This is a genomic window from Pseudoalteromonas sp. US3C1013 (assembly GCF_048401115.1).
GTDB lineage: Bacteria > Pseudomonadota > Gammaproteobacteria > Enterobacterales > Alteromonadaceae > Pseudoalteromonas > Pseudoalteromonas undina.
In genome coordinates, this window is the sequence record NZ_CP183075.1 from 111,325 (window position 1) to 123,696 (window position 12,372).

General features: G+C 41.6%; 8 protein-coding genes and 1 tRNA gene. 8 read left to right on the plus strand and 1 reads right to left on the minus strand.

The window, feature by feature from the left end; translation table 11 throughout:
- Nucleotides 1-86 precede the first annotated feature (86 nt).
- Nucleotides 87-4,076: a two-component regulator propeller domain-containing protein gene (locus ACNSN2_RS00535; RefSeq protein ID WP_418608123.1), complete on the minus strand. Its 3,990-nt coding sequence runs from the start codon at nt 4,074-4,076 to the stop codon at nt 87-89.
- Between the two features lie 165 nt (nt 4,077-4,241).
- Between ACNSN2_RS00535 and ACNSN2_RS00540 the strand changes: the two genes are divergently transcribed.
- The 8 genes from ACNSN2_RS00540 to rpoB all read left to right on the plus strand — a co-directional run bounded on the left by ACNSN2_RS00540 (nt 4,242) and on the right by rpoB (nt 12,290).
- Nucleotides 4,242-4,318 (plus strand) — tRNA-Trp (locus ACNSN2_RS00540).
- Nucleotides 4,319-4,449: 131 nt separating this feature from the next.
- Nucleotides 4,450-4,827, plus strand: coding sequence for a preprotein translocase subunit SecE (gene secE, locus ACNSN2_RS00545; protein ID WP_054202752.1), 378 nt, complete (start codon nt 4,450-4,452; stop codon nt 4,825-4,827).
- Nucleotides 4,828-4,831: 4 nt separating this feature from the next.
- Nucleotides 4,832-5,389 (plus strand): transcription termination/antitermination protein NusG, encoded by a 558-nt coding sequence (nusG, locus tag ACNSN2_RS00550; protein WP_008108460.1) that lies wholly within the window; start codon nt 4,832-4,834, stop codon nt 5,387-5,389.
- Between the two features lie 217 nt (nt 5,390-5,606).
- Entirely contained in the window at nt 5,607-6,035 is a 429-nt protein-coding gene (rplK, locus tag ACNSN2_RS00555; RefSeq protein ID WP_008108462.1) for a 50S ribosomal protein L11, read from the plus strand.
- Between the two features lie 4 nt (nt 6,036-6,039).
- Nucleotides 6,040-6,744 carry a 50S ribosomal protein L1 gene (rplA, locus tag ACNSN2_RS00560; protein WP_010392122.1) on the plus strand — a complete coding sequence of 235 codons (705 nt, stop codon included), beginning with the start codon at nt 6,040-6,042 and terminating at the stop codon, nt 6,742-6,744.
- Between the two features lie 320 nt (nt 6,745-7,064).
- Nucleotides 7,065-7,559: a 50S ribosomal protein L10 gene (gene rplJ, locus ACNSN2_RS00565; protein ID WP_008108464.1), complete on the plus strand. Its 495-nt coding sequence runs from the start codon at nt 7,065-7,067 to the stop codon at nt 7,557-7,559.
- 74 nt (nt 7,560-7,633) lie between these two features.
- Nucleotides 7,634-7,996, plus strand: a complete 363-nt coding sequence (rplL, locus tag ACNSN2_RS00570) for a 50S ribosomal protein L7/L12 (protein ID WP_008108465.1) — start codon at nt 7,634-7,636, stop codon at nt 7,994-7,996.
- A gap of 268 nt (nt 7,997-8,264) precedes the next feature.
- Nucleotides 8,265-12,290 (plus strand): DNA-directed RNA polymerase subunit beta, encoded by a 4,026-nt coding sequence (rpoB, locus tag ACNSN2_RS00575; protein WP_010392125.1) that lies wholly within the window; start codon nt 8,265-8,267, stop codon nt 12,288-12,290.
- The last annotated feature ends 82 nt before the right edge of the window (nt 12,291-12,372 follow it).

Below are 12,372 nucleotides of genomic sequence, written 5' to 3' on the forward strand. Positions count from 1 at the left end.
TTAGCAATGGCTAATTAAGGTTAATTTAAATAAATCAGTAGCTTAAAAATAGTACTCAGGCGAAAGCTTTGAGTACAGATGCGAAGCTAATGACTTTTACATGTTTGTGCTTCTCTATATTGTTTAGGTGTCACTGTATATTTGGCTTTAAAGCAACGAGCAAAGTAACTTTGAGAACTAAAGCCGGTGTTATCTGCAACTAAACCTATGGTTAAGTCGCTACCTGCTAATAATTTTGCTGCATATTCTAGACGGGTATTGCGAATGTAATCACTGGGTGTAACGTCAAAAAGAGCTTTCATTTTTAATTGCAGTGCGCGAGGGCTCAAACACATTGCGCTGGCAAACTCTTCGACGCTAAACAGTTCATTTTGATAATTTTCGCGCAAGATTGTTTTTAAGCGTTCTGTAAATGTGTAATCTTTATTTTGCTCTATTTGCGCATCTAAGGTCACAGCATGTACTTGAGCTGATAGCTGTTTAACTAAGTGTTTATTTAACGCATCACGAATACCTAATAAACCATGAATCCGACTCTTTAATAATGATGCTTCAAAGGGTTTACACAGGTAGTCATCGGCCAGTAAATCAAGCCCTTTTATACGACTATTACTGTCTGCTTTGGCAGAGAGTAATAAAACAGGAATATGGTTTATCGAAATGTCTGAGCGAATAGCGCTTAGAAGTTGATATCCATCCATCGTTGGCATCATCACGTCACTGAGCACCACATCGGGCATTTGAGTTTGGCACAGCAAAAGCCCTTCTTCTCCATTATTAGCGCTCAGACAGGTATAGTCATCACTAAACAGTGAAACCAGTAACTCACGCATTTCCTCGTTATCTTCAACAATGAGTAGTTTTTTGTTGTTTTTTAGCGGCATAGTTTGAGAGGGGGATAATTGTTTATCCGTTAATAAGTTACTTGATTCACACAATGGCAAAGTGACTGTGAAGCAACTTCCCTTGTTGATTTTACTAACTAATGAAATTTGCCCACCGTATTGCTCTACAAGCTGCTTAACCAGCGCGAGACCTATACCACTGCCTGTTTGGTTGTGTGCTGCAACACGAGTAAAACGTTCAAAAATAAGCGCTTGCTGGTGTTCTTCGATACCAATACCAGTATCAGATACCGTTATAACAACATTATTGTTTGTGTTAGAAAGCGTTAGATTAACGCTTTCATTTGATGGGGTGTATTTAAGTGCATTGGTCAATAAGTTATCAATAATAGATAAAGCATGTTTAGTTTCTAAATTTATATAATTAGGCTGTTGCGTGGTGTCTTTAAAGGAAAAACTAATATTTTTTTGAGCAAACAAAATAGCGAAGTCGTCTACTATTTGTTCTATAAAAGGGCTTATAGAATAAGCGGATACATATTCTATAGTCGCACTTGGGCGCTGGCTGAGCTGTAATAGCTCATTAATTAAATTAAGTAGGCGGAGCCCGTTACGCTTGATTATAGAAACTTGATGTTGCGCTTGAGCACCGAGTTGTTGCTGTTGTAAGTTTTCTACTGGCGCTAAAATTAAGCTTAATGGCGTTTTAAGTTCATGGCTAATATTATCTAAAAATTGGGTCTTTAGTTGATTGAGCTTTCTTTCTTGTTGAATAAGTTGCTCTGCGGTTTTAGCTCGATAGCGTGACGCTAAAATTAACCATGTAATAATCAAAACTATTATAAGGTAAGCCGCATACGCCAATTTCGTTTGCCACCAAGGAGGCGTTACTGTCAGCTTTAGCATAGTGTGAACTTTGCTCCATTGCCCGTATTGATCGCTTACTTTTAATTGTAATTGATAATTACCTGCACTTAGCTGCGAATAGTTAACTTGTCGTTGGCTTGCATCGGTATAGATAAATTGCTTATCTAAACCACTTAGCTTGTAAGCATACTGGTATTGATTAGCTGATGAGGCATTATTAACGGCGGAATATTTAAAGCCAATGACCCCTTGGCTAGTTGGAAAAGAGAGTTTTTTAGTATGATTTATTAGTTTTGCTGGCTGTTTTTGATCTGTTAGATAGTTTTTTGTTGAACTTGCTTGGTTATAAATTAATAGCTCAGTTAATACTGGGGTTGGGGCTGAAGTACTCAATAGCAGTTTACTAGGGTAAAACTGATTAAAGCCATTGATTCCGCCAAAAAATAGCTCGCCATCAGCTGCTTGAAAAGCGGCACCTAAAATAAACGAATTATGCTGCACGCCGTCACGAGGTAAAAAATGCTGCATAGCTTGATTCGTGGGATTATAGCGAGTGAGCCCTTGGTTACTGCTTAGCCATAAGTGGCCTTTACTATCATCTTTAATAGCAAAAATATTATCGTTCAGTAATCCATTATGTTCGGTAGTGTAAGTGATCTTTTGTGTTTTTTTATCAAGGCGGTTTAAACCACCAAAGGTACCAACCCATAAAGTATCGTTATTTTGCAGGTGCAAGGAAGTGACCATATTATGGCTTAAACCAGTTTTCGGTTCGCTATTTGCGGGGTAATGGGTAAATGATTCATCGGCCATGCTTAGATAATTTAAACCTGCACGAGTCCCGACCCATAATCCGTTTGTATTTTGATCAAAAAGCAGAGTAAACACGGTATTGTTAGCAAGACTATTAGTTGAATCGTCGTGCTTGTAATGTTGAACCTCTAAAGTGTCGGGATTAAAGCGTGTTAAACCTTGGTTACTACCTAGCCATAAATTACCTTTAGGATCGCTCGTTATCGCATAAACTCGATCGCTACTAAGCTGATGGCTTTGCATTGTATAGGCAATAAAATTATCTTCAGCTGGATTGTATTGCAGTAACCCACCGCCATAGGTACCAACCCAAAGTCGCTGTTGGTTATCTTCATGCAGGCTAAATACATTATTATTAGTAAGGCCGCTTTGCAATTTTGAGTTAACTTTATAGCGCTTAAAGCCAGTGTCGGTTTGTTTGTTTAAGCCATCACGCGTACCAACCCATAACTGACCTTGTGAATCTTTAAGTAGAGCGCGAACAAAATTATGACTAATAGTAGTCTCATGATCGCTCAAATGCTGTTGATGCGAAAATTGATTTTGCTTTTTATCATAACGTTGCAAGCCATAGCCATCAGTACCAATCCAAATGATACCGAACTGGTCTTGATAGACTGACAAAAGGTAATCATTAGCAAGCCCATTTAGTTGCTGTTTATTGTGCGGTATGTGCTCAAAGTTATTTTTAGATGTACTTTGCTCTGTTTTATAAAATAAACCTTTTCCATAACTTGTAAGCCACAAGGTATCGGTGTCGTCAATTAATATATCGGTGATCCATACATCTGTAAATTGAGCAAACTCCGCAAAAGCCTGTGTTGTTGGAATAAATAGGCTAAGGCCTTGTTTGCTTGCTAGTAATAGCTGCCCTTGTGTATTTAAGTGTAACCGCCATAAATTCTTATGGCTCTTTGCTATGTGTTTAAACGTTTTTAGCTCTGGGTTAAATTTAATTAATCCCTCGTTGGTCGCTAACCAGATATTCTGTTGAGCATCTATTACGATATCTTGTATTACGGTATTAGCTTGCTCGGGGCTATTATAGCTAAATGACTCAACTTCATTATTGACTATATTTAATCGTGTTAACTTTCCATGTTCATGGCCTAACCAAATATTATTTAGGTTATCTGACGCCAGTGACCATATACGGTTATCAGTAATCGCCAACTCAGTTTGCGTATTAAAAACCTTAAATTGACCGGTTTGAGTATCAAGTAAGTTTAAACCATTACTGGCTGTAGAAAACCAGATAGCATGAGGGCCGCCATCAAGGCAATCGGTGACCCAGTTTCCTGAAATACTAGCCTCAGTAGGGTGAGACTTGAAGCGTTTAAACTCATAACCATCAAAGCGATTAAGACCGCCTTGTGTGGCAAACCAATGAAACCCTTGCTCATCAGTGATGCTGCATGTAATCGAGTTTTGCGATAATCCTTGCTCACTCGAATATGTATCTAAGTGAATAGGGCGGGCAATAAGCATGCTATGAAACAAGCAAAAAATACTTAAAATGAGGGTTTTGAATAGGGTTTGAAGTAAAGGCACTGGCTTCCTTGTGCGAACAGTATTCCTAAAATTGAAACAATCATAAACTGCTTTTTTAATAATGTTAAGTTTGATTTTTACAGCCGTCAGTGAGATTTTAAGTTATGGGTATCTTTTTACTCTTGTGTTAATGAATTGCGTAAGTATAATAGGCATCCACTTTGCAGGGGCGTAGTTCCAATTGGTAGAACAGCGGTCTCCAAAACCGACGGTTGGGAGTTCGAATCTCTCCGCCCCTGCCAATTTTTTACAAAGTGAGTAAAGTCTAGAACTAAAAATCGGTTTAAGTAAGCTTGTTTTTAAGTTTAGATTTTAATGGATTAACCCTGTCGACGTGCAGGGTTGTTGTGTCTGTAGTTAAGGTAATAATATTATGAGCACGAATATAGAAACACCATCGAGTGGGATGGAGTCAGTAAAGTGGTTAGTAGCAATTGCGCTACTTGCAGGCGCAGTCGTTGGTAACCATATGTTTGCAGATCAGTCTGTATTACTACGTGCTATTGGCGTTGTGGTTGCGATAGCTGCGGGTTTAGCTATTGCTTCGCAAACTTTCAAGGGACGTACATTCCTTGCTTTTGCAAAAGAAGCGCGTATCGAAGTACGCAAGGTAGTTTGGCCGACGCGTCAAGAAACAACGCACACGACATTAATTGTAATGGTTGCAACAGTGATTATGGCATTAATCCTTTGGGGATTAGATGGCATTTTATTCCGCGCTGTAGGCTTTTTAACTGGATTGGAGATCTGATCCCATGTCGGATGAGAATAACGAAAAGAAACTACGTTGGTACGTAGTACAGGCTTTCTCAGGTTATGAGAAGCGTGTTGCTCAAACATTATTAGAGCATATTAAAATCAAAGGTCTAGAAGATAGCTTTGGTGAAGTATTAGTTCCTACTGAAGAAGTCGTAGAGATGCGTGCTGGTCAAAAGCGTAAATCTGAGCGTAAATTCTTCCCAGGTTACGTACTAGTACAAATGGATATGAATGATGCAAGCTGGCACTTAGTAAATAGCACTGAACGTGTTATGGGCTTTATTGGTGGCACATCAGACCGTCCAGCACCTATTAGCACCAAAGAAGCTGATCGTATTCTTAACCGTCTACAAGAGAACGCAGAAGCGCCTAAACCAGCAACATTATTTGAGCCGGGTGAAGTGGTTCGTGTTACTGATGGTCCATTTGCAGACTTTAGTGGTGTGGTTGAAGAAGTTGACTACGAAAAGAGCCGCGTTAAAGTGTCGGTACTTATTTTTGGTCGTTCTACGCCAGTTGAACTTGAATTTGGTCAAGTTGAACAAGATAAGTAATTGATTTAAAGCGTCGCGTTAAAAACTTTTAAATTTTTGGCACGAAGCTTGAAAAAGGCCGCTGATTAACTTATAATCAGCGGCCTTTTTGTATTCAGGGAAAACGTTTGTTTAACTGTTTACTAAAAAGTGAGAAACCAATTTTTAAACTGGGAAGCCGCTAGAGTACGCGTCCTCGCGCGCACAAGGCTAAGACCCACCTAATGAGGTATTTATAATGGCTAAGAAAGTTGAAGCTCTAATCAAGCTACAAGTTGCTGCTGGTATGGCTAACCCTAGTCCTCCAGTAGGTCCAGCACTAGGTCAACACGGTGTAAACATCATGGAATTCTGTAAAGCGTTCAACGCACGTACAGAATCTATCGAAAAAGGCGCTCCAGTTCCTGTAGTGATCTCTGTTTACGGCGACCGTTCATTTACGTTCGACATGAAAACGCCACCGGCTGCTTACTTACTTAAGAAAGCTGCAGGTATCAAATCTGGTTCAGGCCGTCCTAACACTGAAAAAGTAGGCACAGTAACTCGTGCTCAACTTGAAGAAATCGTTGAGACAAAGAAACCAGACCTTACAGCTTCTGATTTAGAAGCTGCGGTTCGCACTATCGCAGGTTCTGCGCGTGCGATGGGCTTGAACGTAGAGGACTAAGATAATGGCTAAATTAACTAAACGTATGCGTACTATCCGCGAAAAAGTGGAAGTAACTAAAGATTACGAAATTAACGAAGCAGTTGCTCTTTTAAAAGAACTAGCGACAGCTAAATTCGTAGAAAGTGTTGACGTTGCTGTTAACCTTGGTATCGATGCTCGTAAATCTGATCAAAACGTTCGTGGTGCTACTGTACTACCTAACGGTACTGGTCGTGACGTTCGTGTTGCTGTATTCACTCAAGGCGCTAATGCAGAAGCTGCAAAAGAAGCCGGTGCTGAATTAGTAGGCATGGAAGATCTTGCTGACCTAGTTAAGAAAGGCGAGATGAATTTTGACGTTGTTGTTGCATCACCAGACGCTATGCGTGTTGTTGGTCAACTAGGTCAAATCTTAGGCCCACGTGGTCTAATGCCAAACCCTAAAACTGGTACTGTAACACCTAACGTTGCAGAAGCAGTTAAAAATGCGAAAGCAGGTCAAGTGCGTTACCGCAATGACAAAAATGGTATCATCCATACTACTATTGGTAAGGTTGATTTCACTGCTGAGCAGTTACAACAAAACCTTGAAGCTCTAATTGTTGCGCTTAAGAAGGCTAAACCTTCTCAAGCTAAAGGTGTTTACTTGAAGAAAGTAACTATCTCTACAACAATGGGCGCAGGTGTTTCTGTTGACCAAGGCACTTTAAGCACAGTTGTTGCTTAATTGAGTGTTTACATGGCGTGAAATTTGTACTATAATTTTGCGCCATTTTGCTGATTAATTTAGTTAATCGCAAAGTAAAGAATTCGGGTTGAAGTCCATAATTTCGAAGCGCCTTCGGGCAACGCGATAAATTGGGCTTCCGTCCAAGACCGTAGGCGGCTTCGGCCTTAATATTACCTACGTAGACGGTGTGAATCCCCAGATAGATTTTTCCTAATCTTCTGGCTCTCGCCGTAAAAAGCATCTCCACCTTTATTGGTGGGGAAGAGTAAAACAGGGAAGCCGATGTACGGTAACCCATTAAACCAGGAGTAACACCCATGGCTTTAAATCTTCAAGGCAAAAAGGCAATTGTTGCTGAAGTCAACGAAGCAGCCACTGGTGCTCTATCTGCAGTAGTTGCAGATTCTCGTGGTGTAACAGTTGGTGCAATCACTGCCCTTCGTAAAGAAGCTCGCGAAGCGGGTGTTTGGATGAAAGTTGTCCGTAACACTCTAGCTAAACGTGCTCTTGAAGGAACAGACTTTGAATGCCTATCTGATTCATTTGTTGGTCCAAGCTTAATCGCTTTCTCATCAGAGCACCCAGGTGCTGCTGCGCGTATCTTTTCAGACTTCGCGAAAAAGAATGAGAAATTTGAGCTTAAAACGGCCGCTTTTGAAGGTAATGTAGTAGACGCAGCTATGCTTGCAACTCTACCTACATACGACGAAGCTGTTGCACGCTTAATGAGCGCTATGAAAGAAGCGTCTGCTGGTAAATTGTGTAAAACAATTGAAGCAGTACGTGTACAGAAAGAAGAGCAAGCTGCTTAATTTTAAGCTGTTTAATCCCTTTCGGTGTAAATTTATTTGGACCTTAGAGTCCGTTAATTATTAGGAAATTTGTAATGTCTGTAACTAAAGACCAAATCCTTGACGCAATTGCTGAAATGTCAGTAATGGACGTTGTTGCTCTAGTTGAAGCAATGGAAGAAAAATTCGGCGTAACTGCTGCAGCTGCTATGGTAGCAGGTCCTGCTGCTGAAGCTGCTGAAGAGAAAACAGAATTTGACGTAATCCTTACTGGCGCTGGCGCTAATAAAGTTGCGGCAATCAAAGCTGTACGTGGCGCAACTGGTCTTGGCTTAAAAGAAGCTAAAGCTCTAGTTGAAGCTGCTCCAACTCCAGTTAAAGAAGGTATCTCTAAGGAAGAAGCTGAAGCTCTTGCTAAAGACCTTACAGAAGCTGGTGCTGAAGTTGAGGTTAAGTAATCTAGCTTTTGCTAGGTTCGCTGCCTGAGAAATCAGGCAAGGGCTGGTGATTATTTAATCACCGGCCTTTTTGCGCTATAGAGCGACTATTCTTATAGCGCAAATAAAATCTGATTTATTCTTTAATTTCAACGCTTTATAGTTTGCTAGTGTTGAGGTGGGATTAAGTTGGAACAACAGTTAATGTTGTACATCTTGGCATAGATGCCAGTTAAGTCTGTTCTTACAAGAACAGGTCGGGTCAAAGATCAGCAAGCTGAGGAACCCCATGGCTTACTCTTATTCTGAAAAGAAACGTATCCGTAAGGATTTTGGTAAACGTCCACAAGTTTTGGATATACCTTTCTTACTGTCGACGCAGTTAGAATCGTTTAAAAAATTCTTAGTCCCGGACGCTGATGGCGATCATGGTTTGGAAGCTGCCTTCCGTTCTGTGTTCCCAATTAAAAGCTACTCGGGAAATTCTGAGCTTCAATACGTAAGTTATCGTATTGGTGAGCCAGTATTCGATGTAAAAGAATGTCAAATTCGCGGTGTGACTTATTCTGCTCCACTTCGCGTGAAACTGCGTCTTGTAGTAATGGACAAAGAAGCTCCAGGCACAGTTAAAGACATTAAAGAGCAAGAAGTTTACATGGGCGAAATTCCGCTCATGACCGATACCGGTACTTTTGTAATCAATGGTACAGAGCGTGTTATCGTTTCTCAGCTACACCGTAGCCCTGGTGTATTCTTTGATAACGACCGCGGTAAAACTCACTCGTCAGGTAAAGTGCTTTATAACGCACGTGTAATTCCTTACCGTGGTTCATGGTTAGACTTCGAATTTGATGCAAAAGATAACTTATATGTACGTATTGACCGTCGTCGTAAATTACCGGCGTCTATCATCTTACGTGCACTTGAGTACACGAGTGAAGAAATCCTAGATATCTTCTTCGATACTACTGCGTTTGAAATCGCTGACGGTAAAGTTCTTATGGAACTTGTGCCTTCACGTTTACGTGGTGAAACTGCCGCTTTTGATATCAAGAGCGAAGACGGTGAAGTCCTTGTTGAAAGCGGTCGTCGTGTTACGGCTCGCCACATCAAGAGCATCGAGAAAAAAGGCATTAAGCAATTAGAAGTACCACATGAGTACATCATTGGCCGTGTATTAGCGAAGAACTATGTTGATGAGTCAACAGGTGAAATCATTGCTACTGCAAATGACGAGCTAACGCTTGAAATGATGGCTGAATTGGTTAAAGCCGGTCACACGACCATTGATACACTATACATCAATGAAGTGGACAGCGGCGCTTACATGTCAAATACGTTGAATATTGACTCGTCAAGCAACCGTTTAGAAGCACTAGTAGAAATTTATCGCATGATGCGCCCAGGCGAGCCACCGACGAAAGACGCGGCTGAAGCCTTATTTGAGAACTTATTCTTCTCAGAAGAACGCTATGACTTATCAACAGTAGGTCGTATGAAGTTCAATAGCCGTGTTGGTTACGATTCAGACACAGGCCCTGGCACATTAAGCAAAGAAGACATCGTAGCGGTTATGAAAGTATTGATTGCTATTCGTAACGGTGTTGGCGATGTTGATGATATAGACCACTTAGGCAACCGTCGTATACGTAGTGTTGGCGAAATGGCTGAGAATCAATTCCGTGTAGGTTTAGTACGTGTAGAACGTGCTGTACGTGAGCGTTTAAGCTTAGGTGACCTTGATGCGGTAATGCCACAAGATCTTATTAACGCTAAGCCTATTTCGGCAGCGGTTAAAGAGTTCTTCGGCTCGTCTCAGTTATCACAGTTTATGGACCAAAATAACCCGCTATCAGAAGTAACGCATAAGCGTCGTATTTCTGCATTAGGTCCGGGCGGTCTAACTCGTGAACGCGCTGGCTTTGAAGTACGTGACGTTCACGTAACTCACTACGGTCGCGTATGTCCAATCGAGACTCCTGAGGGTCCAAACATCGGTCTAATTAACTCATTGTCTACGTATGCACGTACCAATGACTACGGTTTCTTAGAAACACCTTACCGCAAAGTGGTAGACGGTGTAGTAACTGATGAAGTTGATTACCTATCAGCCATTGAAGAAGGTCAGTTTGTTATCGCACAGGCGAACTCAAACTTAACTGAAACCAATGAGTTTGTAGATGAACTTATTCCATGTCGTCACAAAGGTGAATCAACCTTTATGGGTCGCATGGACCAGCAATATATGGATGTATCACCACAACAGGTGATCTCTGTAGCGGCAGCACTTATCCCGTTCCTAGAACACGATGATGCTAACCGTGCATTGATGGGTTCAAACATGCAACGTCAAGCAGTACCAACATTGAAAGCGGACAAACCGTTAGTAGGTACAGGTATTGAGTTAACACTAGCAAAAGATTCTGGTGTAACGATTGTTGCTAAACGTGGTGGTGAAGTAATGTATGCCGACGCAAGTCGCATCGTTGTTAATGTACATGAAGAAGAGCGCATCCCTGGTGAAGCGGGCATCGACATCTACAACTTAACCAAGTACACACGTTCTAACCAAAATACATGTATTAACCAAAAGCCGACTTGTATGGTTGGTGAGCCGGTTACTCGTGGCGATGTGTTAGCAGATGGTCCTTCGACTGACTTAGGTGACTTAGCCCTTGGTCAAAACCTTCGCGTGGCATTCATGCCATGGAACGGTTACAACTTCGAGGATTCAATCTTATTATCAGAGCGCGTAGTTGAAGAAGATCGTCTAACGACTATCCACATTCAAGAACTACAGTGTATCGCCCGTGATACTAAATTAGGCTCAGAAGAGATCACAGCAGATATCCCGAACGTGGGTGAATCTGCACTAGGCAAGCTTGATGAATCAGGCGTTGTATATATTGGTGCTGAAGTTAAAGGCGGCGATATCCTAGTAGGTAAAGTGACTCCGAAAGGCGAAACGCAATTAACACCAGAAGAGAAGCTACTACGTGCTATCTTCGGTGAAAAAGCGTCTGACGTTAAAGACAGCTCTTTACGTGTACCTAACTCTGTAACTGGTACTGTAATCGACGTACAAGTTTTCACCCGTGATGGTGTTGAAAAAGATAAGCGTGCGTTAGAAGTTGAAGACATGCAGCTTCGCGAAGCGAAGAAAGACTTCAACGAAGAGTTCCGTATTCTAGAAGCTGGTGTTTTAGAGCGTGCTCGCAAGTTACTTGTGGCAGCTGGCTTCGATGAAGACAACTTAGCGTCACTGAATGCTGAAAAGTTACTAACTCAAAGCCTTGCTGAAGAAGACAAGCAAGCTGAACTTGAGCAACTAGCTGCACAGTACGATGAGCTTAAAGCTGAATACGATAAGAAGTTTGAAAACAAACGTCGTAAAATTACCCAAGGTGATGACTTAGCACCAGGTGTACTTAAAATTGTTAAAGTATACTTAGCTGTTAAACGTCGTATCCAACCGGGTGATAAAATGGCGGGTCGTCACGGTAACAAAGGTGTTATCTCGACTATCGTACCAGTAGAAGATATGCCATACGATGACAAAGGTCGTACGGTAGATATCGTACTAAATCCACTAGGTGTACCATCGCGAATGAACATCGGTCAGATCCTTGAAACACATATGGGTCTAGCTGCACGCGGTATTGGTGAGCGCTTAGAAGAAATGATGAAAGAGCAACGCGAGCTTCATGAGCTACGTGAATTCATCAAACAAGCTTATGAGATCGGTGAATCTCGTCAGGTTGTGGATATCGCTAGTTTCTCTGATGACGAAATTCGTCGTTTAGCTGAAAACTTGAAAGGTGGTTTACCGATTGCTACTCCTGCATTTGATGGCGCGAAAGAAGACGAAATCAAAGACATGCTAGAGCTAGGCGGCTACCCTAGAAGTGGTCAGGTTACACTTTATGATGGCCGTACTGGCGATCAGTTTGAACGTCAAGTAACTGTAGGTTACATGTACATGCTTAAACTTAACCACTTGGTTGATGATAAGATGCACGCGCGTTCTACTGGTTCTTACAGCCTTGTTACTCAGCAGCCGCTGGGTGGTAAAGCACAGTTCGGTGGCCAGCGTTTTGGTGAGATGGAAGTATGGGCACTTGAAGCTTACGGTGCTGCTTACACTCTACAAGAAATGCTAACAGTGAAATCGGATGACGTGAACGGTCGTACTAAGATGTATAAAAACATCGTTGATGGTAACCATAAAATGGAACCAGGTATGCCAGAATCGTTCAACGTATTGTTGAAAGAAATCCGCTCACTGGGTATCAACATCGAGTTGGAAGAAAATTAAGCCAATTAGATGCTGCAGTGAACGCTGCAGCATCTGTTATGGCTGAATAGAATGTAGGGACGAGAACATCCGTCCTCAAGAT

Bases quoted from the DNA above. Each gene is read 5' to 3' on its own strand.
- rplL (WP_008108465.1), top strand. From the start codon at position 7,634: ATGTCTGTAACTAAAGACCAAATCCTTGACGCAATTGCTGAAATGTCA.
- rplA (WP_010392122.1), top strand. From the start codon at position 6,040: ATGGCTAAATTAACTAAACGTATGCGTACTATCCGCGAAAAAGTGGAA.
- nusG (WP_008108460.1), top strand. From the start codon at position 4,832: ATGTCGGATGAGAATAACGAAAAGAAACTACGTTGGTACGTAGTACAG.
- rplK (WP_008108462.1), top strand. From the start codon at position 5,607: ATGGCTAAGAAAGTTGAAGCTCTAATCAAGCTACAAGTTGCTGCTGGT.
- rplJ (WP_008108464.1), top strand. From the start codon at position 7,065: ATGGCTTTAAATCTTCAAGGCAAAAAGGCAATTGTTGCTGAAGTCAAC.
- rpoB (WP_010392125.1), top strand. From the start codon at position 8,265: ATGGCTTACTCTTATTCTGAAAAGAAACGTATCCGTAAGGATTTTGGT.
- secE (WP_054202752.1), top strand. From the start codon at position 4,450: ATGAGCACGAATATAGAAACACCATCGAGTGGGATGGAGTCAGTAAAG.